This is a genomic window from Glaciimonas sp. OK215 (genome assembly GCF_057787885.1).
Map to the genome: position 1 here is coordinate 118,577 of NZ_JBYMEG010000004.1, position 25,634 is coordinate 144,210.

Genomic DNA, 25,634 nt, shown 5'->3' on the forward strand with positions numbered 1-25,634 from the left:
GCAGTGCGCAACACGGTATCCGGCTGGTGAACCAGTTGCTCACGCTTTCTAGCGCCGTGACCGGTATCGGCCACCCATTGCGTCAAAAACGATGTGAATCTGATCAAGGCGGTGCAGCGGGTTCTGGAAGAGTTGGCCACTCTAGCACAGACCAAAAATATTGATCTCGGCTTTGAGTTTGATGGCGACATAGCGATGGTGCATGCCCCGGCGTCCATGCTGGACGAATTGGTCGCCAACCAGGTCGACAATGCCCTACGGCACACCCCTGCCGGCGGCATTGCGACCGTTTCGGTAATTACCCATGAAGACGCGACCGTTCTGCGCATAGAAGCCAACGGACCGGGCATCGCGGAGCACATGAACGCGAGCATGTATTCGAACGCTTCTACCGCACGCACGAAGATAGATCCGACGGCTGTGGATTTGGGGGCGATCGTGCGCTAGATTGCCCTGACGAGCGCGGCGGAGGTGACATTAACCGGTCCGATCGCTGGTAGCGGACTGATCGTGACGGTTACATTTCCCGCACTGTTGCCGGCCTTTTATGCTGTACCGCCAAGTAGCCGAGCGCAAGCTTCGTTTTCAAAGCGGAAATTTAATTTCTCTAACTGTGGCAGAAAACCAACAAACATTTATAGGCTGAAAGCAATTAGTAAGCTTGCGGCTGTTATATTTTGACCACCTATCGAAATGGTCGGTGAACTCAACATATTGATGTCTGGAGACTAAAATGAAAAAATCGCTACTGGCGCTGGCTGTGCTGGGTACCTTGGGTATGGCAAGCAGCGCATACGCCCAATCGAATGTCACCATCTACGGCCTGATCGACGCCACCATCAGCACGGTCAACCATGCCGACAGCAACGGCGACCGCCTGACCAGCATTCCAGTCGCCTGGTTCAGCGGCAACCGCATTGGATTCAAGGGGCAGGAAGATCTCGGCAGCGGGCTCAAGGCCATCTTCAAACTGGAGGCCGAATTCGTGGTCGGCACCGGTGAAATGGACACCCCGGGCGTATTGTTTAACCGCGATGCCTGGGTTGGCATGCAAAGTGACACCATGGGCAAACTGACACTGGGCCGCCAAAACACGCTGGCGCGCGATTTTGCGCAAGTCTACGGCGATGCGTATGGCACCGAGAAGCTGGGCCTGGAAGAAGGCGGCTTCACCAACAACAACAACTTCAAGCAAATGATTTTCTATGCCGGCAGCGCTACCGGTACGCGCTACGACAATGGCGTGGTGTGGAAGAAGGTGTTTAACAATGGAATCGTGGCCGGCCTGGGATATCAGTTTGGCGAAACCGCGGGCGCATTTGCACGCAACACCACCAAGTCTGCCGCGCTCGGCTACAACGGCAGCAATTTCACGGTTGCCAGCTTCTATAACGAAGCCGATGTCGGCAACTCGCTCGACAAGTCGACCGAAAAGAACAAATCCTACTCGCTGGGCGGCAGCTACTTCCTGAACAGCCTGGTGCGCTTGAACACCGGCTATTTCCATTACACGGCAGAACAAGGCGCACTCGGCAAGCGTAAGGACAATGCGTATACCGTATCGGCCAAGTTCACGCCACAAGGTCCGCTGGATTATGAAATCGGCTATCAGGTCATGAAGGCCACGAATGCCGCTTACAACGTGGCCGGTACCAGCGTCCTGAATGCGTACTCCAACGCCAGCTTTTCAACCGCCACGGGCACCGGCAAGAGATCCACCGTCTACGGCTCGGCTTTCTATCATTTGTCCAAGCGCACTGAAGTATATGTGGCTGCCGACTACCTGAAACTCACCGATGGCTATCGCGTAGCGTCGACCAATGGTTTCAAGAACCAGACTGAACTCGCGGCAGGTATGCGTACCCGTTTCTGACCTGCGAATTTATGACTTGACCACCATCTTGCAGATGGATTTCTAGGTCGATGCGGCAACTCTTGCCGCATCGATTTGTTTTTCTGGTTTTGTCGCGTTAAGTTGTTAATCAGCGTCCTATTTTTTCCACCTATCAGCATTGACTATTTCCAGTGCAATTGCAATATGGCACTCCCATGACCGTACTTCGAGAAGTCCTGCTGGAAAAACGGGCGCTGATATCTGGAAATACACACAAGCTGATTGACAAAAGTTATATTTCAACGGTCATCGAAGGCAGCGAAATGGACATTAAATGGGTTGAAGATTTTCAAAGCCTTGCGGTCACGCGTAATTTTTCCCGTTCGGCCGATCATCGGAACGTTACTCAGCCGACCTTCAGCCGACGCATTCGCGCGCTCGAAGCATGGGTAGGATCTGAGCTTGTAGACCGAAGCACATGCCCGCTAACCCTTACTGCGGCGGGAAAGCTTTTTTACGACACAGCGTCAGAAGCGATCCGAATGTTGAATGACGCGCGGGCTCAGCTCAGGATTCAGCAAACGGTGCATCAAGGATCGCCCTGGATCGGGTCATGAAAAACTGGTGAGCGTTAGGAAGTCCTCGATAGAGCCGTTTTCGCCGCAAGGAACTGGCTCGACGCTTGTCTTGAAAATCCTTGTGTCGGTGGTGCGATTCCGCCCCGGGCCACCATATTGAAACCGGCATAAATCCTAGATTTACGCCGGTTTTTCCATTTCTTCATACAGATCAATGTCGGAATCCATGGGCAAAATCTTTGCACATGAAAAGCATTTTTTTCAGTTTATTGCGACGATCTGTGCTTGGATCCGAAGAGGCGCAGCTGCACCATCACAGTGTTTGGCTGGCAAGCGCAATCGTCTGGCCATGATATTAACCAATTGCAGCATGCCTTTGATCCGGGCCAGCTGCAATTTTTCTCCACTCTGGCGCACCTGAGCAATCCGCGTGCGTTTGCCAAGTACCCGGCTTGCACACCGTAGGACGAATGCGTGGTCTACGCCAAGGCGCCCTTTGGTGGTCCCACGCAGGTGCTCGACTATCTCGATCACTACACGCATCGCGTCGCGATTTCCAACAACCGCCTGCTCGGCATCGGCCATGCCACGATCAGCTTTCGCTGAAAGGACTACCGCAATGGCTCGGCCAAATGACGTGATTATCCTTGATGCAGACGAGTTCATCCGGCGCTTCTTGCTATTGACGTCCAGATCGTCGACGACCAGGACGCTGGCGTGAAGTATGTCGGATGGACTGATCATGGCATGCATCCTGCCTCAATGGCGCTGATTAACCTTCGCGAATTCGAGTGCCACGTTCAGCGCATCCATGAACGCATCGAGCTGGATTGGCTTGGTCACATAGCGGAAGAAGCCTGCCTGCATGCCTTCTCAAAAATTCATTTCCTCTGCTTATTTTTCAAGCAGTCTCCTTTTGGGTGACACTGCTCTTGTTCAAGTCCGATAGACTGCCAGGCGGACATGGACCGCCCGCGTTGATGCAACCGACAAAGTGCATTGGCAGCACTTTGTCCGATTCCCGCAACTCCGACAAGAGCGGCGGGAAGTCTTCAGCTTGACGGTGTTATTTTTCGGCTTCGGTATGGACTGATGGCATCTGAGAGGCGATTTCCGTCAATTGCGTCTGCACTCCCTTAAATCGACGATACGATCAACGCGGTCGAAACGCCCGCATGCCACCAGGCGCACCGGCGAACTTGAGACGTTGTCCGGTATCGCTGGCCCGATCGCCATCAATCGCCAACACTTGAATTTCCCTTTCGATCGGATTCTGTACCAGTACGGTGCGTCCATCTGCTGAAAAGGCCAGGCCTTGCGACCAGCCGCCGATAGGAACTTCAGAGACTTTGGACAAGCTCTTGCCATCAATGCGAAACAGCACAAAGCTGCCGCGCTTATTGTAAAACGGCGAGCTTTTTGCTTTGTTGCTGCCATTCATGACGTTGACCCCGACCAGTCTGCCGTCTGGGGAAATCGCGATGCCTTCAGGCGTCTGCCCAACGCTGACCGTATTTACCACGCGCGGCGGTTCAAGCGTCATGTCGATCAGGCTGATGGTATCGGTATCGCCCTGCCCTTTCCCGATATTCGCCACCACCGCGACATCGCCACGCGGACTGATATCGATGCTATTGGGTCGCTGTCCCGGGAAAATGTCGCGTTTGCCAATCCGGACCTTTGCGCCATCGATATCGAGTAGCGTAACCCGATGATCGCCGTCGCGCGTCACCAGCGCGCGTTTGCCATCCGGTGTGAACACGACATGCCCGGGACCGGAGGTTGCACCCAACATGATGTTCTCGACCAGGCTGACCTGGCGGCCGCTGATGCTGAACACCGACACCGTGCCGGCGTCGCGACTGGCTGCCAGCGCCAGCTTTCCATCCGGACTGATCGACAGTCCGCCGACACCGAGGCCGGCATGCACGGTATCGATCACCCGCGGCGGATTGCTTCCCAGATCGAGGACCGAGATCAGGTCATCCAGCGCAGTCTTGCCCGGATCTGCCGGATCGCGTTTTACGCCCGCCGCTACCAGTGCCAGCCGCCCGTCCGGCGTGATATCGATCGACTGCGGCGGACCGATCACCGTGTTAGGGACTGGGATCTCATACAGCAGCCTGGCTCCGGCCGGGGTAATTTCGATGATCGCCAGCGTATCGGTGCCGGGGACGGTTTCGATCACACCGTTGACCGACATTACCTTGCCATCCTGGGTTGAAAAAATCAGCTGAGGGCTGGCAGCGCCGGCTATCGCGCTCAACAAAACGGACGACGCTAGCAGGAGCATTTTTGAAACACGTTGCAGCATGTTTTTAGTCACGACGTTCTTTCTTGGCAGGATCCGGGTTGAAAAAAGTCTGCGAGCGCCCTTAATCGACCGGGGTCAGCAGCGGCTTCCCTGCAAAATATGCCAGCAGGTTATCCACCACCAGCTGTCCCATTGCATGACGCGTTTCCACGGTCAGACTTGCCACATGCGGGGTCAGTACGACGTTGCTCATGGCGCGCAACGCATGCGGCACGTTCGGCTCATCGGCAAACACATCGAGCGCGGCGGCACCCAGTCGGGCATCCTGCAAAGCGGCGACCAATGCCGCTTCATCTACCAGAGAGCCGCGCGCGATATTCACCAGCGTGCCTTGCGGGCCAAGCGCTGCCATGACTTGTGCGTCTACAACATGGCGCGTCTCGGCACCGCCAGGCGCGCACACGATCAGGTAATCGCTTTCCGCCGCTAACGCCAATAAGGATTCACTGCGCGCTACGCCGGTACCCGCCACGGCCCTTGGCTGGTAATAACGCAGTTCCATGCCGAACGCCTCCAGCCGTCGCGCAATCGCCTGCCCGATCCGGCCAAAGCCGAAAATGCCGACGACCTTGCCGCGCACACTCAGGGTCGGCGCGATGGGCACGCGCCTTTCCCAATCGCCGTTGCGCACATACTGATCCAACGCCGGCAATCGGCGTGCGGCCGCCAGTACCAGCATGACCGCCAGATCGGCGACATCGTCAGTCAGCACACCGGGCGTGTTGGTGACCAGAATGCCGCGTGGCCGGGTAGCGGCGAAAGCGACCGCATCGACACCAATGCCGTTGACAGCGACAATCTCCACGGCAGGCAACATGCCAACGCGTGCTGCGGAAATGCCGATTGAACCGGTCGTCACGACACCACGTACATTGGCGGCTACGCTCTGGATGAAGGCATCTTGCTCGGGCGCCGCGATGCGCCAGGCATGATGACAGTGGAAATGCTGATCCAACTGATCCATCACCGATTGCGATGCACTCTGACCTAAGACTAAAATTTCCGGTTTCATCTGTTTCCTTGTTTGATGTAACGGTACATATACTCGTCGTTCAGCTCTTGACGGCGCCAGCGGTCAGGCCTGACACCATGTATTTGCGGAAGGTGTAATAGATCGCCGCAGGCGGCAACGCGTAGACGATCCCGGTTGCCATCAGCAGATTCCACGGTGCGTCGTCCAGCGAAGTGAACATCCCCAGGCCGACGGCCAGCGTGAGTTTGGTTTCCGAAGACAGCAGCAGGAACGCGAACAGATATTCGTTCCAGGCCAACAGCAGGGCATAGGTTCCGACCGCCACCATAGCCGGCGCCACCAGCGGCAAATACACCAGCCGGAAGATCTGCCAGGAAGTCGCACCATCGATGCGCGCAGCCTCATCGAGTTCATACGGCAATTTGTCGGACGCCTGTTTCATTACCCAGATCGCATACGGCGAGGCCAATGCAATCATCGACAGGATCAGCGACAGCCGGCTGTCCAACAGCCCATAGGTTCCCATCGCCTTGTACATCGGGATCGCCAGAAAGGCCGCCGGAATCAGATAGGTGAACAGCGCCAGATTCATCACGATCCGGCCACCCGGTACGCGCAAGCGGCTGATCGCAAACGATGCGGTGGTGGCAATCAGCAGAACCGCCAACGCTACCGTGACCGCAATCACAAAACTGTTCAAAATCTGTTGCCAGAAATGTCCCAGGTAATAATGCCCCTGGGTGAACACGGTCTTGAAGTTTTTCAGAGTCGGATGTTGCGGCCACAGCTCCCCGGCGAATGCCGTTTCCTGCGGTGTGATCGACATGATGAACAGATGGTAGATCGGAAAAGTTGCCCAGATAAAAATGGGGATCCCGATCAGCATCAGGCGCGCTTCGCGCATCGTCTTTCTCATGTTTTTGGTCCTTTACTCAGGTATTTCATCATGAACCACATCAAGGGCAGCATCAGCGGCAAGGCCACCACGATCGATGCGATGCCCATATCGACCCGATCCATACGCAGATAACGCACGCCCAATGTCGCGAGCACCTGGGTGCTGTCGGCCGGTCCGCCGCCAGTCAGCAGGTAAATGCTGTTGAAGTCGCCCAGCGTCCAGATCATCGATAGCGCCGTTAGCGACAGATACAGCGTGCTGATGCTCGGAAAGGTGATGTAACGGAATTTCTGCCAGGTGTTGGCGCCATCGACATCGGCTGCCTCATACAGCTCGGCACCGATGGCCATGCGTCCCGACAGCAGCACCAGTGTCCAGAACGGCAGCGATTTCCAAAGGTGCACCAGTACCGCGCTGCCAAATGCCAGCCAGCGATCGGTCAGCCAGTCGGGACCCATGATGCCGAACCACCTGAACAGCAGCGTGTTGATCATGCCCCACTCCGGATTGAGCATCCAGCGAAACGACAAGATGGTCGAGATCGACGGGATCGCCCACGCCAGAATGAAGATCGAACTGAGCCAGCGTATCCAACGCTGCTTATTAAGAAAAAATCCCGACAAAAACAATGCGATCACCATCTTGATGTTCACGCCGACCACGACAAAGATCAGGGTATTGACAACCGACTTGAGGAATATCGGATCGCTCAACAGATCCTTATAGCTTTGCAGATGCAGTCCGAGACTGAAGCCGTACAGCAACGGATACAGCACCAGCACCGCGAACACCAGAAAAAAAGGTAGCAGATACGCATACCCCGACACGGCGTTCCAGGACAACCGGCTACGAACCGGGGGAGCCAGCTCCCCCAGCGAAATGCTTGCACTCATGGTGGCACCTTATGCGTTGGAGGAGGTCGGTCAGGAGCCGACGATCACTTTGATGCGAGCGATCATTTCATCGGTAGCCTGGGCCGGTGAGAGCTTATCCTTGGTCACGCGGGCGATCGCCTGGCCCCACACGTTCTCTGCATTCACGATCGCAAATTTCCAGTTGTACACAAACTGGAACGGCGCCGTGCCATCCTTGAACACCTTGTACACGACCACCCGATGCGGGTCTTTCGGATCGGTCCAGAAAGGCCGTTCCGCACCGGCCTTGGTGACCGGGAACCAACTGCCTAGCGATCCTTCGACGAAAGGCGTGAGATTCTCTTCCTGCAGCAGGAAGGACAGGAATTTTTTCGCCCCCGGTTTGTTCTTTCCATCGGAAAAGACGACGGCGGTGGTGATCAGGCTCATATTCTGCAACGGCGTACCATCGGGCTTGTTCGGGAAGCGCGCGGTGACCAGGGTTTCATAATATTTTTTTCGCGCCACTTCCTTTTGTTCCGGCGTCGTGGCCGGATTGTTCATCGTATCGAGATACGAGCCCGGAATCGACAACGCGAAATTGTGCGTCATCACGGTGGTGCGGTTGTGCAGGTTGACGTTGTTGTCGACATTGGTCCAGTTAATCGAGCTCGGCGGCGTGCAGCCCTGCTGGTAGACCTTGGTATAGTCGGCCAGTGCCATTTCGAGGCCCTTGCGGTTCTTCGGATCGTCGAGCAGCAGCTTGCCGTTCTCGTCCACCATTTTCACGTTGTACGCCGCGGCGAAGGTCAGGAAGCTCTGGTAGGTGTCGGCGGCCTGCACGCTGGACGGCTGGCCGATGCCATACACGCGCAACCCCTTTTTACGCAAGGCCGGCTGCACCTTGTCGCACCAGAAACTCCAGTAGCCTTTCCAGTCCTGCGGAATATCGGCATCCTTGTAACCGGCCTCGGCCAGCATGTCGCGCCAGTAGCTCACTTCCATCGTCTGCTGTTCCAGCGGCGCCGCGTAATAGGACTTCTTTTTCGCCTTGGCGTTGTATAGGTAAGTGGTTTCGACCACGCCCGGCAGGAACCGGGGTTTAATCGGCAGCAGCACGTCGGAAACGTCTTCCAGCTTGCCTTCGTATGCCCACTTTCCTGTGGTCTTGGCGTTGTAGGTCGAGCCGAAGCCGACGTCCGGCGGGGTGCCGGCAGACACTGCGCTAATCGATTTGGTGACCACGTCTTCGGAAGAAAACAGGCTCAACTCGACCTTGATGCCGGTCTTCTTCTCGAACCGGTCGACCACCGCCTGCAGCGCGACATCTTCCGCCTTGTACTTGCCCTTGTTGGCCCATACCGAAATCGTCTCCTGCGTAGCGGCGGCGCTGGTCAGGATCGCCGAACCGAGCAATGCGCTGGTGACTACGTAAGCTAGTTTTTTCATGTCTCTTCCTTAAATTATTATTTATTTGATTGAAAATACTCAGGCCAGCGCCAGTCCGCCCTGCGTACGGAACAGGTGCACCTTGGCCAAGTCGGGCTGCAGGCGAATGAAGTCGCCGGGCGCAAAAGCGTGCCGTTCACGAAACACAGACACCACGTCGCTGTCGCCGATCTTGCTGTTGATCTGGATCTCGGCGCCGGTCGTTTCGACCACCACTACCTGACTTGCCACGCCCTGCCCTTGCTCAGCCAGCGTGAAGTGTTCGGGACGTACACCGAGCGTCAGCTTTTCGCCTTCGGCCGCTGCGGTGCTGTTAGGCAAAGGAATGAAATTGCCCATGCCGAGATCGAGGCCGGCGAGGTCGCCAGTTCTGCGGAAAGTCCCTTCCATGAAGTTCATGGAAGGCGAGCCGATAAAGCCGGCGACGAACAGATTTGCAGGATGATCGTACAGATCGAGCGGCTTGCCGACCTGCTCCACCCGGCCATCGCGCATCACCACGATCTTGTCGGCCAGCGTCATTGCTTCGATCTGGTCATGCGTGACGTACACAGAGGTGGTGCGCAGGCGCTGGTGCAGCTCCTTGATCTCGGCGCGCATCTGTACCCGCAGCTTGGCATCGAGATTGGAGAGCGGCTCATCGAACAGAAATACCTGGGGATTGCGCACGATGGCACGCCCCATTGCGACACGCTGGCGCTGGCCGCCGGATAACTGGCGCGGATAGCGGTCCAGCAGTTTGCTCAGGCTGAGGATGTTGGCAGCCTTTGTCACCTGGGCGTCGATCACGCCCTTGGAAGTCTTGGCCAGCTTCAGGCTGAAGGCCATGTTGTCATACACCGTCATGTGCGGATACAGCGCATAGCTCTGGAACACCATCGCAATGTCGCGCTCTTTGGGCGCGAGGTCATTCACGCGTCTGCTGCCGATTGAAATGTCGCCGGCGCTGATTTCCTCGAGGCCGGCAATCATCCGCAACAGCGTGGACTTCCCGCAGCCGCTTGGCCCCACCAGCACCGTAAATTCGCCATCGGCGATATCGATGCTTACACCGTGCAGGATTTCGACATTCTCATACCGTTTTATGACGTTCTTGGTCGTGACTGTTGCCATCTGTACTGTCTCCTATGCACTTCGACGTTCTTGTTTTAAGTGAATTTCCTTGTAAAGCGGTACTGCGAAATCTGCTGCTGTGTTTGATCAGGCCGTTCGCTGCCACCCGCGACGAAAATTACGGCGCGTTGGGTGGGGCGAATCGGACGGCGATATGGGCGTTAGCGCTGCATCAGGTAACAGGCGCCGGATTGAACAGGGTCAATGCATTGTGCAATTTCCAATGCTCGGCCCAGGTCTTTTTACCGCTGGCGACATCCAGCAACATCCGGAACAGTTCCCAACCGACATCCTCGATGCTCGCTTCGCCGGTCGCGATACGTCCGGCGTTGATATCCATCAGGTCGTGCCAGCGGCGCGCCAGATCGGAGCGGGTCGCCACCTTCAGGACCGGCACCGCAGCCAGTCCATACGGCGTGCCGCGTCCGGTGGTGAATACATGCAGGTTCATGCCCGCGGCCAGTTGCAGTGTGCCGCAGATGAAATCGCTGGCAGGCGTCGCCGCGTAGATCAGGCCCTTTTGCTTGAGCTTTTCTCCCGGCGCCAGCACGCCGGAGATTGCGCCGGTGCCGGACTTGACGATCGAGCCCATGGCCTTTTCGACGATGTTGGCCAGACCGCCCTTCTTGTTGCCGGGCGTGGTGTTGGCGCTGCGGTCAACGCCGCCTTTTTTCAGGTAATTGTCATACCAGGCCATTTCCCGAATCATGTCGTTGGCGACATCGGCATTGATTGCACGTGAGGTCAGCTGATCGATCCCGTCGCGCACCTCGGTCGTCTCGGAAAACATGACGGTGGCCCCGGCACGCACCAGCAGATCGGTGGCAAAGCCGACCGCCGGATTGGCCGTCACGCCGGAGAATGCATCGCTGCCGCCGCACTGCACGCCGACGATCAGGTCGGATGCGGGACAGGTTTCACGCCGGCGCTGGTTCAGCGCAGCCAGCCGCAGTTTTGCCATGGCCATGATCGAGTCGATCATGGATTCAAATCCAACATGCGCCTCATCCTGCAAGACGACGATGTAAGGACCGCTCTGAATCGGGATCGATCCTTCTGGCATCAGCCGCGCCGGTTGCAGCTTTTCGCAACCAAGACTGACGATCATCGCCTGACCGCCGAAGTTGGGATTCAGACTGATGTTACGCAACGTCCGAATGGGAATGATGGCATCCGGCGCATCGATCGCGACGCCACAGCCATAGGTATGCTCGAGGCCAATCACATCATCGACATTCGGATAGCTCGGCAGCAATTCCGCCTTGATGCGCTTGACCGCATGCTCGACTACGCCGGCGACACACTGCACCGTGGTCGTGATTGCCAGGATATTGCGCGTGCCTACCGTCCCGTCTGCATTCCGATAGCCTTCGAAGGTATAACCTTCCAGCGGCTCGGCTGGCGCCGGAGCGCGGGTGGCAATCGGCAGGTTCACCAGCTCGCGCGCCGGTGGTATGCGTACCAGCGACTCCTCGATCCAGCTGCCTTGCGCAATAGCGCGTACTGCGTAGCCGATCACGACGTCGTAACGAATGATCGGATCGCCCTCGGCCAGATCGCACAATGAAATTTTGTGCCCCTGCGGCACGCGGTCACGCAAGACGAATTCACCCGGGAATTCCGTGCCGGCCGGCAGGCCGCCATCGTTGACGACGATCGCCACATTATCGTTAGCATGCATGCGGATATACAGCGGCGCTGTACGCGTAAGCTGCGTAATTGTCGAAGTTGCCACTGTGTCGTTTTTTACTGTGCTCATCGCGCTACCCATTTCTCTTAATCTGCTTGATATAACCCCATTGGGCGCCGCCATTACCGCAGAGTTGCAATTTGCGCCGTTTTGTTGATTTCAACTATAAATAGTTAAATAACAATGCTATTACTGCATTTGTTATCAGTCGTCTGACAACATATGCGCTGAGTATAATCAAGTTATTCGACTTTCGCAACCGATCTGCCATTCAAATTATTTATGTCCGAAAATCACACGCCGACGACTCCCCAATGCGTTGGACTGGCCGACCAATTTCACCGTCACCGCATCGCCTAAAAAGCAGCGCAATCTGGCGCCAAGGATGGCGGCCGACATTTCGTTGACAATTGATCCGGATATGGTGATCAACATGCGTGGCGCGCCCAAGCCTGAAGCCACTTCAAAAAAGACAAACAAACTCACTTGTAAATTGATGACTCATGTTGTACGATGACTGGTAACAAATTATGCCACTTAGATTTAGTCGCATAACCCTCCCAACCTTTCGTAAGCCATGTGGCCAGATCATGAACCCTCAGCAACTGAAACAAACCCTTTCGTCCGGCCTTCTCTCATTCCCGGTAACCGATTTCGATGCCGAACAGAATTTCCGCCCGGAGACTTACGTAAAACGCCTTGAATGGCTTGCACCTTACGGGGCAACTGCATTGTTCGTGGCCGGCGGCACCGGTGAATTCTTTTCGCTGACGCCGGCCGACTACGCCAACGTCGTCCGCGTGGCGGTAGAAACCTGCCGCGGCAAGGTCCCTATCCTGGCAGGCGCCGGCGGCCCTACCCGCACCGCCATCGCCTATGCGCAAGAAGCGCAACGCCTTGGCGCGCAAGGTATTTTGCTGATGCCGCATTATCTGACTGAAGCCAGTCAGGATGGCCTGGTGGCGCATGTCGAAGCAATCTGCAAATCGGTGCAGTTCGGGGTCGTGGTCTATAACAGAGGCGTTTGCCGCCTCAACGCGGACTCGCTGGAACAACTGGCCGATCGCTGCCCTAACCTGATCGGATTCAAGGATGGTATCGGCGATATCGAATCGATGGTGACGATCCGGCGCCGGCTCGGCGATCGCTTTACCTATCTGGGCGGCTTGCCAACTGCTGAATTGTTTGCGTCGGCCTACAAAGCCATTGGCGTGCCGGTCTATTCATCGGCCGTGTTCAACTTCATTCCGAAGACTGCCATCAGGTTTTATGAAGCGGTACGGTCCCATGATGAAGCGACGATCAATCATCTGCTCGACAGTTTTTTCCTGCCCTATTTGGCGATTCGCAACAAAAAAGCCGGCTATGCCGTCAGCATCGTGAAGGCAGGCGCGACCTTGGTTGGCTACGATGCCGGTCCGGTCCGCGCGCCGCTAATCGATTTGACAGGCGCGGAACGCGAGCAATTGAAGGCGCTGATCGTGGCGCAAGGGCCGCAGTAATCGCGATCATACAAGCCGGTTCGATCAGCAATCTGGATCGAAGCCCAAGCAGCTGGCATCCGCATTGGGCGCGTGCCATCCATCACTTTTGAACATGCCTGCAGCGCGCACAAGTACCGCAATATCTTCGCGCTGCTGCAAATTGCCCCGACTTCTGGAGAACATAATGAGTATTCACATCACCGGCGCCATGCTGATCGGCAAAGCTGCCGTACACGGTACCGAACGCCCGCTGCGCGCGATTGATCCGTCCACCGGCGCAGAAATAGAGCCGGCCTTCGGTGCCGGCACTGGCGCTGACGTAGACCGCGCCTGCACGCTAGCGCAGCAGGCGTTTGACAGCTATCGCGCAACCACGCTGGAACAGCGTGCGCAATTTCTTGAGCAGATTGCCGCCAACATCGTGGATCTTGGTCCCGCACTGATTCAACGCGCCATGCAGGAATCAGGCTTGCCGCAAGCCCGCCTCGAAGGCGAGCGCGGCCGCACCGTCGGTCAGCTGAGGCTGTTTGCCAAGGTGGTGCGCGACGGCCGCTGGCTCGGTGCGACACTGGATGCGCCGCTTCCCGAGCGTGCGCCGCCGCGCCCCGATCTGCGTCTGCGCAAGATCGGCCTCGGCCCGGTCGCGGTGTTCGGCGCCAGCAATTTTCCATTGGCATTCTCGGTCGCGGGCGGCGATACCGCGTCGGCGCTGGCGGCGGGTTGCCCGGTCGTGGTCAAGGCGCATAGCGCCCATCCTGGCACCTCCGAGCTGGTTGGTAGAGCCATCCAGGCCGCGGTCGCATCCTGCGGCCTGCATGAAGGCGTGTTTTCCTTGCTGTTCGGTGACGGCAGCTCAGTCGGCCAGGCGCTGGTCAGCCACCCGGCCATCAAGGCGGTTGGCTTTACCGGCTCGCGCCAGGGCGGCGTGGCGTTGATGCGGGCGGCGGCGCAGCGCCACGAGCCGATCCCGGTGTATGCGGAAATGAGCAGCATCAATCCGATGTTCCTGTTGCCGGATGCGCTGGCCACCAGGGCGCCGCAGATCGGTGCCGCATTCGTCGATTCGCTGACCTTGGGTGCCGGACAGTTCTGCACCAATCCGGGTCTGGTCATCGCGCTCGAAGGCGAGCACGTCACTGCTTTCAGCGATGCCGCCAGCGCAGCATTGAGCGCCAAAGCTGCATCCACCATGCTCACTCCCGGCATCCACGCTGCGTATGACAAAGGTGTCGAGCGTCTAGCCGGCACAAGCGGCGTAAGCCTGCTTGCGCGCGGCCAAGTCGCGGCAGCACCGTGCGCCGGGCAGGCCGCGCTGTTCATCACCGATGCAAATACTTTCCTGTCGACCCCGGCACTGGAAGATGAAGTATTCGGCGCTTGCTCACTGATCGTGACCTGCCGCAGCATTGACCAGTTCCGAGAAGTTGCCGAGCACCTGGCCGGCCAATTGACCGCGACCATGTTCCTGACCGAAAACGACCGTGCCCCGGCGCTTGAATTGTTGCCGACGCTGGAACGCAAGGTCGGCCGGATTCTGATCAACAGTTTTCCGACCGGGGTCGAAGTCTCGCATGCGATGGTGCATGGCGGCCCCTTCCCCGCCACCTCCGACAGTCGCAGCACATCGGTCGGTGCCAGCGCCATCGACCGTTTCCTGCGTCCGGTCAGTTATCAGGATCTGCCTGCGTATCTGCTGCCGGTGTCGCTGCAGGATGCAAATCCGCTCGGCCTGTGGCGCGTGCGCGATGGTGAACTGGTCCAGGCCTGACGACGCGAGCCGGTGCAAGTTGTGGCGGATGTAAGGTCTTGCCGCCAGGGCTTTACTCCGGAAGCGAACGGCCCGTTGGGGCTGTTCGCGGCCTGCTACCAATCGAAACTGGGTGCTGCCGCGACCGACATTTTCAGCGAGGCTGGTCGCCGGCAATGGTAAAGCCGGGGATATCGCGGTCAAGATATTCAACCTCGGCAGCAGCTACCAGGCAGGTCCTGCGCACCTGTACGGCAACTCAAAACAACAACCAGGCAGTTGCTTCTCTAGGTATCAGTCACCGCTTCTAATGTAGATGCATTCGGATTTACTGTGGGTTCACCTATGGCTGAGAAACCTCTCCTGCTTGCAGAAGAAAGGTCAATACGTCACTTTTCGTTCTGGCGTTACGGTGTATCTGCGCTCTTTTCGACTTTGTCGGGAGTAATCAAAATTGCCCGGAAATCATTTACATTCGTGAGCGTTGGTCCAGTGACCACCGAATCGCCTAGCGCCTCAAAAAATCCGTGCCCGTCGTTGTTGTCCAGGCTCTCTCGTGGACGTATCCCTTGCTGCCCTGCGCGCGTCATCGTGTCGGGGAAAAGCAGAGCGCCGGCGATTTCCTCCTGCCCATCCACCCCGTCTGTATCCGCTGCGATGGCATAGACTCCCGGCAGTCCATTGAGCGCGATGCCAAGGGAGAGCAGGAATTCAACATTGCGTCCCCCACGGCCCTGGCCGCGCACGGTGACGGTGGTTTCGCCGCCGGAAAGCAGAACGCACGGCGCTGCAAAAGGCTGGCGGTAGCGCGCCACCTGGCGCGCAATGCCAGCCATCACAATTCCCACCTCGCGTGCCTCGCCTTCTATACTGTCACCGAGAATGTGGGCGGCAACGCCGGCCTTTTGCGCCACCGCAGCGGCCGCTTCCAGGGCCATCTGCGGAGCGGCGATCATGCGCGTGTCTATATCGGCGAGCCGCGGATCGCCCGGCTTCACCGTTTCGCCTCGTCCGCTTTCGAGAAGCGCTCGCACCTTCGGCGGCACATCTATGTCGTAACGGCGCAGGATGGCGAGTGCGTCGGCGCACGTGGTGGGGTCCGGCACGGTCGGACCTGAGGCGATGTCAATGGGGTCGTCGCCTGGCACATCCGAAATCAGCAGCGTCACGACCTTGGCGGGATGGCAGGCTGCCGCCAGCCGTCCGCCCTTGATTGCCGACAGATGGCGGCGCACACAGTTCATCTCGCTGATGGTGGCGCCACTCTTCAACAGCGCTTTGTTGATGTCCTGTTTATCCGCAAGCTGCAGGTCTTCATGGGGCAGGACCAGCAGTGACGAGCCGCCGCCGGATATCAGACACAGCACCAGATCATCGGCGCTGAGACCCTGAACCAGGTCCCGGATGCGCCGGGCGGCGACAAGGCCCGCGTCATCCGGCACCGGATGGGACGCCTCAATTATCTCGATGCGCTCGCACGGTACTTTGTAACCGTAGCGCGTGACCACGAGCCCGCTGAGTTCCCCCGGCCAGTGATCTTCGACGGCCCTGGCCATCTCCGCTGCAGCCTTGCCGGCGCCTATGACCAGCGTTCGCCCGCGCGGGGCGGCAGGCAGATGGGCAGGCAGGCAATGCGCCGGCTGCGCGGCGTCGACAGCGGCGTCGAACATCTGCCGCAGCAGCGTAGCAGGAATAGTCATGCTCACCTCCTATTGCGGTACCACCGCGCCAATTTCGAAGTTCGCCATAATCTCCAGTGCGCGGACCAAAGCCGAATGGTCCCACGCTTTGCCGCCGTGGGCGGCGCAGGTATTGAAGAGCTCCTGGGCAGTCGCGGTGTTGGGCAGGCTCAGGCCCACTTGCCGGGCACTGGTCAGCGCAAGGTTCAAATCCTTCTGGTGCAATTCAATGCGGAAGCCCGGGTCGAACGTGCGGTTGATCATGCGTTCGCCATGCACCTCGAGGATGCGCGAAGCGGCAAAGCCGCCCATCAGCGCCTGCCTTACCTTAGCCGGGTCGGCACCCATTCTGGAAGCGAACAGCAGCGCCTCTCCCACCGCCTCGATGTTGAGCGCGACAATGATCTGGTTGGCCACCTTGGTAGTCTGTCCGTCACCATTCCCACCGACCAGCGTGATGTTCTTGCCCATCAACTCGAAAAGCGGCTTTACCTGGGAAAACGCGCGTTCCGGTCCGCCCACCATGATGGTCAGACTCGCAGCCTTTGCTCCAACTTCGCCGCCGGATACGGGCGCATCCAGATAATCGCAACCCTGTGCGTTGATGCGGGCAGCGAATTGCTTGGTCTCGATGGGCGAGATCGAACTCATGTCCACTACGATCTTGCCGGGCGCAAGACCTTGCGCAACGCCGCCGGCATCAAACAGGACCGCCGCAACATGTGGCGTATCCGGAACCATGATGATGATAATCTCCGCTTTCTCCGCCACGTCCTTGCCCGAGGCGCAGTTGATCGCGCCTTGCTCCGCGAGTTCTGCGGGTAGCGGCTTGATATCGTGGACATACAGTTCATGGCCGCCCTTGAGGATATGTGCAGCCATGGGCGAGCCCATAATACCGAGACCGATAAAACCGACTTTGCTCATGCTTTTTCTCCTGCTTTCAAATTATTCAATCGATATGACCAGACGTTTAAGCACGAACGCCTACCCGCGGCCAGAAGATCAGAATCTTCTACGCGCGTTTGTCGGTTGTCGCCGCTCTTGATTTTTTGTTTCTGTCACGTCGGGGTCGTGAACCTTGCGGCAAGACTCTCCGCACCCCGTGCGAGAATGCCGACGTCGCTGCCCACCGCGGTAAACGCGCAGCCGAGCGCGATATAGCGGTGCGCCAGCGCCTCGTCGGCAGTAAGAATTCCTGCCGCCTTACCGCACGCCCTGATGCGTTTAATCGCGTCTTCGATCGCCGCCAGCACGTCCGGATGCTTGAGATTGCCGACATGGCCCATTGCCGCGGCCAGATCTCCCGGTCCGATAAATACGCCATCGACTCCCTCCACGCCCGCAATCTGCTCGATATTCCCCAGGGCGAACGGGGTCTCTACCTGGACCAGCACGCACAGATCTTCTTCACACCGCGTGGCGTAGTCCTTGATGCGTCCATAGTCCGACGCCCGCGCGCCCCCGGCATAACCACGTACGCCGTTGGGCGGGTAGCGTGTATAAGCGACCGCATTGCGCGCTTCTTCCTCGGTCTGGATAAATGGAATGAGCAAGGTCTGCACGCCAATGTCAAGGTAGCGCTTGATTGTCACCATGTCGTTCCATGGCGGGCGTACGATCGGGTGGGCCTTGCCATTGGCTGCGGCCTGCAACTGGGAATGGACCATCGGCAACTCGTTGGGCGAATGCTCAGTGTCAAGCAGCAGCCAGTCAAAACCGGCGTTGGCAAGCACCTCGACCGTAATATGACTTGATAGACAGGTCCAGAGTCCGACCTGAAGGCGGCCGGCCTGGATCGCGCGCTTGAAATTATTTATCGGTAAATTCATGGATTTGCCTCTTAAATATGCGGTTTGTATTTGCTACAACGTTGCAAGTCAGGCTGCCTCGGATACGTACGTTAAATGGTTTGTCGCCAGATCGGAATCGTCTGTCAGCGTACGAAACTAGGCCGCTTGTTATCGAACTTCCAGCCGGGGATGAAATATTGCATCGCGACAGCGTCATCGCGCACGCCCAGTCCCATGCTGCGATATAGCTGGTGAGCTGCCTCAATGGCGGCCATGTCGGGCTCAACCCCGAGGCCGGGCTTGTTTGGCACGTCTATCATGCCGCCGACGATCTGCAACGGCGCTGTGGTCAGGCGCTGGCCGTCTTGCCAGATCCAGTGTGTGTCGATGGCGGTAATTTTTCCGGGGGCGGCGGCGGCGACGTGGGTAAACATCGCCAGCGAGATGTCGAAGTGATTGTTGGAATGCGAGCCCCAGGTTAGGCCCCATTCATGGCACATCTGCGCCACCCGCACCGAACCTTGCATGGTCCAGAAATGCGGGTCGGCCAGCGGGATGTCTACCGATTGCAGCTGGATCGCATGGCCCATCTCGCGCCAGTCGGTGGCGATCATATTGGTGGCGGTAGGCAAGCCTGTGGCGCGTCGGAATTCAGCCATCACTTCGCGCCCGGAATAGCCATTCTCCGCACCGCAAGGATCCTCGGCGTAAGCGAGCACGTGGTGCTGGTCACGGCATAGACGGATGGCGTCCTTCAGCAACCAGCCGCCATTCGGATCGAGCGTGATGCGCGCATCGGGAAAACGCTCCGCCAATGCAGTGACAGCTTCGATTTCTTCCTCGCCGCGCAGCACGCCGCCCTTCAGCTTGAAGTCGTTGAAGCCGTAGCGCGCGTAGGCAGCTTCCGCCAGGCGCACGATCGCTTCCGGGGTCATCGCCTTTTCATGCCGCAAGCGCAGCCAGTCGTCGCCGGCCTCAGGATCGCTCGCATACTGCAAGTCGGTGCAGGTACGATCGCCGACGTAAAACAGGTAGCCCAGCATTTCCACCGCAGCGCGCTGCTGGCCGTCTCCCAGGAGGGCGCAGACCGGTACTTCCAAAAACTGCCCCAGCAAATCGAGCAGCGCCGCTTCAAGTGCGGTGACCGCGTGGATCGTCACCCGCAGGTCGAATGTCTGCTGGCCACGCCCTCCCGCGTCGCGCTCCTCGAAGGTCTTGCGTACCGCGTTGAGAACGCTGTGGTAGTTGCCGATCGACTTGCCGACCACCAGTTGCCGCGCGTCTTCCAGGGTCTGGCGTATCGGTTCGCCGCCCGGCACTTCGCCCACGCCGGTATGGCCCGCGCTGTCGGTGAGGATGACGATATTGCGGGTGAAAAAAGGGCCGTGCGCTCCGCTCAGGTTGAGCAGCATACTGTCACGGCCAGCCACCGGGATGACCCGCATCTCGGTTACTACCGGCGCACCATTGGTAGCGCGGCTTGTATTTATAACAGACATAATGAGCCTTTCAGAATCAGAAAATTAGTGCGTTCCGCCACGCTGAATCGGTGCGCGCAATAAGGAGCGCGGTCGAGGGGCCGGTTGCGTTACCAAGGCCGGCGTGCCACCTGCCGCAATAGAGTCGTATGCGGTTGGACATCGCCATTCCTTTAATTGCTGGCGGCTTGCGTTTTATGTACGGGTGCTGCGCCGGGCTGGCCCAGCGGCTTCTTGAATTCCACCCGCTTGATCTCGCCGACGATGAACAGATAAGACAGGATCGCGGCTGCCGCGTTGGCACCGATGAAGACCAGGGCGCCGGCAAACGAACCGGTTGCTTGCAAAATGTAACCGATGACGATCGGCGTGGTAATGCCGGCCATATTGCCGAAGGTATTGAACAGCCCGCCGCTCAGCCCTCCCGCCTCTTTCGGCGAGGTGTCGGATACCACGGCCCAGCCCAGTGCGCCAACGCCTTTGCCGAAAAAGGCCAGCGACATCATGGCGATCACGATCCAGTCGGCCGAGACATAATTACATACGATCATGCTCATCGACAGCAGCATGCCGCACACAATCGGTGTCTTGCGCGCCGCGGACAGCGAGTAGCCGGACTTGATCATGCGGTCCGACACCATACCGCCCAGAATGCCGCCGGTAAACCCTGCTATTGCCGGCAGTGCGGCGATAAAGCCAGCCTTCAGGATCGTCATATGGCGCTCCGTCACCAGATAGACGGGGAACCAGGTCAGGAAGAAATAGGTCAGCGTGGTGATGCAGTATTGGCCAATGTAGACGCCCAGCAGCATGCGGTTGCTCAACAGTTGCTTGATGGTGGCCCAGGTATTGATTTTCTTCGACGTGATCGCATTGGTCGTGCCTTCTATATCCACCAGAGCGCCGCCCGCCTCGATATAGGCCAGTTCGGCCGCATTAATGCGCGGGTGCGTTTTCGGCCCGTAAATGGTTTTGTGCCAGACCAAGGCCATCACGATGCCTAGGCCGCCCATCACATAAAACACGCTTTGCCAGCCGTAGGTGTGGATTAGCCAGCCCATCAGCGGCGCGAAAAGCACGGTAGCGAAATATTGGGCGGAGTTGAAGATCGCGGCGGCGGTGCCGCGTTCCGCTGTAGGAAACCAGGCCGAGGTGATGCGGCTGTTACCCGGAAAGGAAGGCGCTTCCGCCGCGCCAATCAGCAGCCGCAAGCCAAACAGGACTGCAACTGCGGCGGCGCCAGTGAAAAATCCGACCCCGCCCATCATCATGGTAAATAGCGACCACAGGAAAATGCTAAAAAAGTAAGTGATCTTTGAGCCGAAACGGTCCAGCAGCCACCCGCCTGGCAACTGGGCCAGTACATACGACCAGGCGAACGCAGAAAATACGAAGCCCATCTGAACCGGCGACAAGTCCAATAATTTTTTTATTTCCGGGCCGGCGAGCGAAATTGTCGCCCGGTCTGCGTAATTGATGGTGGTGATAATGAACAGGATTGCCAGGATGCCCCATCGGACGTGGGTTTGCTTGTCCCCATTCGCGCCGGCCTTGATATCTTGCTGCGATTTCATACTGTCTCCTTCAAATTGTTTCAAATGGCGCTTACTGCACTTCGACGGTAGCCCGATAGGTCTACCGTCCGTGTTTTCTTGTTTGCGAGGGTTCGATAACTGGCTGATACACCACCATCATCATCAGTCATCAGACAACCGATGTCGTAGTATAATCAGCGTGTTCGAAATTAGCAACCACTCTTCGCTTCAAATTTTCCAGGCACATCAAAGTCCATGAACTCACCATTCTCTCCATCGGCACCGCCCAAAAAGCATCGCAACCTGGCGCAAGGGGTAGTTGCCTATATAAACGACAGCATCCGTGCCGGCAGCATCAATCCGGGCGACAAATTGCCGACCGAATCGGAAATCATGCGGACGCAGGGCGTCAGCCGCACCGTGGTGCGCGAAGCAATTTCGCACATGCAGGCGTCCGGCCTGGTGGAAACGCGGCACGGCATCGGCACTTTCGTGCTGGAGCCGCCGCAGCAACACTTGGGCATCGACCCCAAAACGGTGGTCACCATGCGCGACGTGCTGGCCATTCTGGAGTTGCGCATCAGCCTGGAGACGGAGGCGGCGGGACTGGCGGCCAGCCGCCGCAGCGAAGCCCAGTTACAGCAATTGCGCGTGGCGCTCGACACCTTCCAGGCCTGCGCCGCCAAGGGCGGCGATACGGTGGCGTCGGATGTGCAGTTTCACCTGCTGATCGCGCAAGCGTCGGGCAACCGCTACTTCCACGACATCCTGAGCCATCTCGGCACCAACATCATTCCGCGCGCCCGCCTCAACTCGGCCAAGCTGGCGCATGACCAGCCGGCCACTTATCTGGAGCGGGTCACCCGCGAGCACGAAGATATCATTAACGCCATTGCGCGCCAGGACCCGGAATCGGCCCGCGCCGCCATGCGCACCCACCTGAGCAACAGCCGCGAACGCCTGCGCCGCGCTCAGGAACTGATCGAGTCCGGCAACCCGCAGTAAGTACTCTCCCCCTCCTACCCTGCAACGGCGCCCAAGCACAAGCGGGGCGCCATTCGCCCACCATCAAAAATATCATGCATCACTTGCATGCTTCCAATTCTTGTTGTACGATGACTGATAACTAGTGCGCCGAAGCTTGTGCGACGCCCACTTTTTCTTAACCCTACTTTTCCGGCTGATCAGACCATGAACGCTCAAGAACTGAAACAAACCCTCTCGTCCGGCTTGCTGTCCTTTCCTGTCACCGACTTCGACGTCGAAGGAAACTTTCGCGCCAGCACCTACGCCGGCCGCCTCGAGTGGCTGGCGCCGTACGGCGCGACCGCCTTGTTCGTGGCTGGCGGCACCGGTGAATTTTTCTCGCTCACACCCACCGACTACAGCCAAGTAGTCAAGGTCGCCGTGGAAACCTGCCGCGGCAAGGTGCCTATCCTGGCCGGTGCCGGCGGCCCGACCCGGATGGCGATCGCGTATGCCCAGGAAGCCGAGCGACTTGGCGCGCAAGGTATTTTGCTGATGCCGCATTACCTGACGGAAGCCAGCCAGGACGGTCTGGTCGCCCATATCGAAGAGGTTTGCAAATCGGTCAAGTTCGGCGTGGTGGTGTATAACCGCAATGTGTGCCGCCTGAACGCGGAGTCGTTGCTGCAACTGGCAGACAGCTGTCCCAATCTGATCGGCTTCAAGGATGGTATCGGCGATATCGAATTGATGGTGACGATCCGGCGCAGGCTTGGTGATCGCTTTGCCTATCTGGGCGGCTTGCCAACAGCCGAGATATTTGCCGCCCCGTATAAGGCGATGGGTGTCCCGGTGTACTCGTCGGCCGTCTTCAACTTTATTCCGAAGACGGCGATCGACTTCTACGAAGCCGTCAAGAACGATGACTTTACAACCGCCGAGCACCTGATCGACACCTTCTTCCTGCCGTATCTGGCGATCCGCAACAAAAAGGCCGGCTACGCGGTCAGCATCGTCAAGGCTGGCGCGACGCTGGTCGGGCACGATGCCGGTCCGGTGCGCGCGCCGCTGGTCGATCTGACCGGTGAAGAACGCGAACAATTGCATGCCCTGATTGTGGCGCAAGGCCCGCAGTAATCGCAGATCTCCGGCGCGCGCCTTGTTTCTGGGGCAGATTGCACAGAATCTTATCGACATCGGCCCTGCCCTGATCGAGCGCGCGATGCAGGAAGGGTGACGCCCTGAACACATGTTGCGACGCTGCCGTGAGCGCGATGTAAACCAAGACCGCCAGGAACGCAGCAATGTTATTCAAATTGCGTATAAATGGAAGCAACATGAGCATCATCAATCACACCTCCGCGTCCGCAACCTCCGCTGACAGTATTGCGTGGGTCCGCCTTTCGTCGGTTTATCTGCCATTGAAAAATCCCATCAGCGACGCCAAAGTGTTGACTGGCAGGCAAAAGCCGATGACCGAAATCGCCATTCTGTTTGCCGAGATCGAAACGGCCGATGGCCATTCCGGATTGGGCTTTCCCGCTGATGGTCGACGCCAACCAGCAGTGGGATCGGCCGACAGCCCAGCGCATGTGCCGCATCATGGAGCAGTTCAATCTGGTTTGGATCGAGGAACCGCTTGACGCCTATGACTCGGAGGGGCATGCCGCGCTGGCGTCGCAATTCGACACCCCAATTGCGACGGGGGAAATGCTGACCAGCGTGGCGGAACACTGGGACTTGATCCGGCAGCCTGAGCGAACAGGTTGCGGCCTGGACCGCCGAACAGGTAGTCGTGGGCAAACGGTTTTGACCGGAATGCTCGGCTGAATTAGTTTCAGCGAACCACAGCCGCGAGCAGCTCAGTATGGGTGCCGCGCGCGCTCTCGACCGCCGCGGCAACTTTGGCAAAATAACGGGTGATTGATAAGACGCCAAAAAATATTTCACTACTGCGGTTCCAGGCGCTTCAACCAGAAGGCCAAATCAATTTACCAGGAGAAGTAGCCGTGACTATAAATAAAAACAAATCCGCCCGCATCGCGATCGTCACCGGCGCCGGTTCCGGGATTGGGCGTGCAGCTTCGCTGGCGTTGCTGGAGGACGGCTGGTCAGTGGCGCTGGTCGGCCGCCGCAGCGAACCGCTAGCGCAACTGGCCAGCGATCCCGCCGCAGACGGCCGCGCTTTCGCTTTTCCGTGTGATGTCTCGGACCCGGAGTCGGTGAAGAAACTTTTCCGGGCGGTGGTGGACCGTTTAGGGCGCGTCGATTTGCTGTTTAACAATGCGGGCGTGTCGAACCCACCGGGTCCTTTCGAGGACTGGACCGTCGAGCAATGGAAGTCGGTCGTCGACGTGAACCTGAACGGCATGTTCTATTGCATCCAGCAAGCCTTTCGCGTCATGCGCGCGCAGACGCCGATGGGCGGCCGGATCATCAACAACGGCTCGATCTCCGCGAGCGTACCGCGCCCGAATTCGATTGCGTACACCGCGACCAAACACGCGGTCGGCGGAATGACGAAGTCCGCTTCGCTCGATGGAAGGAAGTATGACATCGCGGTCGGGCAGATCGATATCGGCAATGCGCAGACGGACCTCGCGGCGCGCATGGCGAAGGGCGTGCCGCAAGCCAATGGCGAAATCGCGGCGGAGCCGATGCTGGATGTCGGGTTCGTCGGGCAATCGGTGCGGTACATGGCCAGTTTGCCGCTCGAAGCGAACGTGCTGTTCCATACCGTAATGGCTACGAAGATGCCGTTCGTCGGGCGCGGCTAGCGAGCGGTCGTTGCATTGCGCACCACAACAAGCCTTATTTTCGTACTGGCCGCGCCGGCGGGACGAGCGCAGCCAATCGGAATGGGCGACTCCTATGTGCATGATGTCAGCTGCATCAATAACCTGGTTGTGTTCGCCACCGAGATTCGCTGTCAGATCGGCTCATCCGAAATGATCGTGAGTGATGCCGACACCGTACGGCGCATCGGCGGCGCGGTCGGTCAGCGCTGGTTGTGCATACGTGGTTTCCGCCTCGGGCGCGACCAACAGAATTGCAGCGATAGCTGCCAGTGGGCTCAACAGATCGCCGATGTTCTTCGAGTCGAGCAAAGCCACTTTATTATCGATGTATATGAGACTTTTATCGCGGTCGCTCAGGAGTTTGCGCGGCGAGAACATATGCTCGCTGCAAGGGACGTTCTCGCGAAATGTTTGCGAGTTCTTGCCGATATCGGCGACTATCAGCACGAAC

Annotated in this window: 23 protein-coding genes and 2 pseudogenes; 10 read left to right on the plus strand and 15 right to left on the minus strand. The window is 58.3% G+C overall.

The genetic code is table 11. From position 1 onward, the window contains the following. Positions 1-93 precede the first annotated feature (93 nt). The 4 genes and pseudogenes from AC3CHX_RS31135 to AC3CHX_RS31150 form a co-directional block, all read left to right on the plus strand. Complete coding sequence (locus AC3CHX_RS31135) at positions 94-447, plus strand: sensor histidine kinase (RefSeq protein ID WP_488645367.1); 354 nt, start codon at positions 94-96, stop codon at positions 445-447. Positions 448-733: 286 nt separating this feature from the next. Next, positions 734-1,873 (plus strand): porin, encoded by a 1,140-nt coding sequence (locus tag AC3CHX_RS31140; protein WP_488645368.1) that lies wholly within the window; start codon positions 734-736, stop codon positions 1,871-1,873. Between the two features lie 176 nt (positions 1,874-2,049). Continuing rightward, positions 2,050-2,451 carry a LysR family transcriptional regulator gene (locus tag AC3CHX_RS31145; protein ID WP_488645369.1) on the plus strand — a complete coding sequence of 134 codons (402 nt, stop codon included), beginning with the start codon at positions 2,050-2,052 and terminating at the stop codon, positions 2,449-2,451. A gap of 435 nt (positions 2,452-2,886) precedes the next feature. Further along, a pseudogene (locus AC3CHX_RS31150) lies at positions 2,887-2,989 on the plus strand (transposase); the annotation flags it as partial. Positions 2,990-3,565: 576 nt separating this feature from the next. Here AC3CHX_RS31150 and AC3CHX_RS31155 read toward each other — a convergent pair. The 8 genes from AC3CHX_RS31155 to AC3CHX_RS31190 all read right to left on the minus strand — a co-directional run bounded on the left by AC3CHX_RS31155 (position 3,566) and on the right by AC3CHX_RS31190 (position 12,138). Then, entirely contained in the window at positions 3,566-4,738 is a 1,173-nt protein-coding gene (locus tag AC3CHX_RS31155; RefSeq protein ID WP_488645370.1) for a lactonase family protein, read from the minus strand. 49 nt (positions 4,739-4,787) lie between these two features. After that, positions 4,788-5,738: a 2-hydroxyacid dehydrogenase gene (locus AC3CHX_RS31160; RefSeq protein WP_488645371.1), complete on the minus strand. Its 951-nt coding sequence runs from the start codon at positions 5,736-5,738 to the stop codon at positions 4,788-4,790. Between the two features lie 40 nt (positions 5,739-5,778). Then, a complete protein-coding gene (locus AC3CHX_RS31165) occupies positions 5,779-6,615 on the minus strand; it encodes a carbohydrate ABC transporter permease (protein WP_488645372.1) in 837 nt (278 codons plus the stop codon). After that, entirely contained in the window at positions 6,612-7,490 is an 879-nt protein-coding gene (locus tag AC3CHX_RS31170; protein ID WP_488645373.1) for a carbohydrate ABC transporter permease, read from the minus strand. Before AC3CHX_RS31170 ends, AC3CHX_RS31165 begins: the two co-directional genes overlap by 4 nt. Before the next feature lie 30 nt (positions 7,491-7,520). Continuing rightward, positions 7,521-8,900, minus strand: a complete 1,380-nt coding sequence (locus AC3CHX_RS31175; protein WP_488645374.1) for an ABC transporter substrate-binding protein — start codon at positions 8,898-8,900, stop codon at positions 7,521-7,523. Positions 8,901-8,939: 39 nt separating this feature from the next. Next, the gene (locus AC3CHX_RS31180; protein WP_488645375.1) at positions 8,940-10,013 is read right to left on the minus strand and encodes an ABC transporter ATP-binding protein; all 1,074 of its coding nucleotides are present in this window, start codon (positions 10,011-10,013) and stop codon (positions 8,940-8,942) included. Between the two features lie 172 nt (positions 10,014-10,185). Next, positions 10,186-11,694, minus strand: coding sequence for a galactarate dehydratase (garD, locus tag AC3CHX_RS31185; protein WP_488645412.1), 1,509 nt, complete (start codon positions 11,692-11,694; stop codon positions 10,186-10,188). A 285-nt stretch (positions 11,695-11,979) separates the two neighbouring features. Beyond that, complete coding sequence (locus AC3CHX_RS31190; RefSeq protein ID WP_488645376.1) at positions 11,980-12,138, minus strand: hypothetical protein; 159 nt, start codon at positions 12,136-12,138, stop codon at positions 11,980-11,982. A 152-nt stretch (positions 12,139-12,290) separates the two neighbouring features. On the opposite strand from AC3CHX_RS31190, the gene kdgD (AC3CHX_RS31195) reads away from it, so the two are divergent. Together kdgD (AC3CHX_RS31195) and AC3CHX_RS31200 are read left to right on the plus strand one after the other, a co-directional pair. Further along, positions 12,291-13,205 carry a 5-dehydro-4-deoxyglucarate dehydratase gene (kdgD, locus tag AC3CHX_RS31195; RefSeq protein WP_488645413.1) on the plus strand — a complete coding sequence of 305 codons (915 nt, stop codon included), beginning with the start codon at positions 12,291-12,293 and terminating at the stop codon, positions 13,203-13,205. 166 nt (positions 13,206-13,371) lie between these two features. After that, positions 13,372-14,955, plus strand: coding sequence for an aldehyde dehydrogenase (NADP(+)) (locus AC3CHX_RS31200; protein WP_488645377.1), 1,584 nt, complete (start codon positions 13,372-13,374; stop codon positions 14,953-14,955). A gap of 386 nt (positions 14,956-15,341) precedes the next feature. Here AC3CHX_RS31200 and AC3CHX_RS31205 read toward each other — a convergent pair whose 3' ends face one another. The 5 genes from AC3CHX_RS31205 to AC3CHX_RS31225 form a co-directional block, all read right to left on the minus strand. Next, positions 15,342-16,634, minus strand: coding sequence for a glycerate kinase type-2 family protein (locus AC3CHX_RS31205; RefSeq protein WP_488645378.1), 1,293 nt, complete (start codon positions 16,632-16,634; stop codon positions 15,342-15,344). 9 nt (positions 16,635-16,643) lie between these two features. After that, positions 16,644-17,540: a 2-hydroxy-3-oxopropionate reductase gene (gene glxR, locus AC3CHX_RS31210; protein WP_488645379.1), complete on the minus strand. Its 897-nt coding sequence runs from the start codon at positions 17,538-17,540 to the stop codon at positions 16,644-16,646. Between the two features lie 134 nt (positions 17,541-17,674). After that, positions 17,675-18,445, minus strand: a complete 771-nt coding sequence (locus AC3CHX_RS31215; RefSeq protein WP_488645380.1) for an aldolase/citrate lyase family protein — start codon at positions 18,443-18,445, stop codon at positions 17,675-17,677. Positions 18,446-18,549: 104 nt separating this feature from the next. After that, positions 18,550-19,905 carry a glucarate dehydratase gene (gudD, locus tag AC3CHX_RS31220; protein ID WP_488645381.1) on the minus strand — a complete coding sequence of 452 codons (1,356 nt, stop codon included), beginning with the start codon at positions 19,903-19,905 and terminating at the stop codon, positions 18,550-18,552. Between the two features lie 152 nt (positions 19,906-20,057). Next, on the minus strand, positions 20,058-21,458 hold the full coding sequence (locus tag AC3CHX_RS31225; protein ID WP_488645382.1) for an MFS transporter: 1,401 nt from the start codon (positions 21,456-21,458) through the stop codon (positions 20,058-20,060). Positions 21,459-21,674: 216 nt separating this feature from the next. Here AC3CHX_RS31225 and AC3CHX_RS31230 point away from each other — a divergent pair, with 216 nt between their 5' ends. Together AC3CHX_RS31230 and kdgD (AC3CHX_RS31235) are read left to right on the plus strand one after the other, a co-directional pair. Beyond that, positions 21,675-22,424 (plus strand): FadR/GntR family transcriptional regulator, encoded by a 750-nt coding sequence (locus tag AC3CHX_RS31230; RefSeq protein WP_488645383.1) that lies wholly within the window; start codon positions 21,675-21,677, stop codon positions 22,422-22,424. A gap of 186 nt (positions 22,425-22,610) precedes the next feature. Continuing rightward, positions 22,611-23,522 carry a 5-dehydro-4-deoxyglucarate dehydratase gene (gene kdgD, locus AC3CHX_RS31235; RefSeq protein WP_488645384.1) on the plus strand — a complete coding sequence of 304 codons (912 nt, stop codon included), beginning with the start codon at positions 22,611-22,613 and terminating at the stop codon, positions 23,520-23,522. A 170-nt stretch (positions 23,523-23,692) separates the two neighbouring features. Here kdgD (AC3CHX_RS31235) and AC3CHX_RS31240 read toward each other — a convergent pair whose 3' ends face one another. After that, positions 23,693-23,908, minus strand: a complete 216-nt coding sequence (locus AC3CHX_RS31240; RefSeq protein ID WP_488645425.1) for a hypothetical protein — start codon at positions 23,906-23,908, stop codon at positions 23,693-23,695. Here AC3CHX_RS31240 and AC3CHX_RS31245 point away from each other — a divergent pair. Then, positions 23,807-24,134: pseudogene (locus AC3CHX_RS31245) on the plus strand (enolase C-terminal domain-like protein); the annotation flags it as partial. The gene AC3CHX_RS31240 and the pseudogene AC3CHX_RS31245 sit on opposite strands and share 102 nt — an antisense overlap. A gap of 260 nt (positions 24,135-24,394) precedes the next feature. Next, complete coding sequence (locus AC3CHX_RS31250) at positions 24,395-25,162, plus strand: SDR family oxidoreductase (protein WP_488645385.1); 768 nt, start codon at positions 24,395-24,397, stop codon at positions 25,160-25,162. A gap of 162 nt (positions 25,163-25,324) precedes the next feature. Here AC3CHX_RS31250 and AC3CHX_RS31255 read toward each other — a convergent pair whose 3' ends face one another. After that, positions 25,325-25,630 carry a hypothetical protein gene (locus tag AC3CHX_RS31255; RefSeq protein ID WP_488645386.1) on the minus strand — a complete coding sequence of 102 codons (306 nt, stop codon included), beginning with the start codon at positions 25,628-25,630 and terminating at the stop codon, positions 25,325-25,327. Positions 25,631-25,634 lie beyond the last annotated feature (4 nt).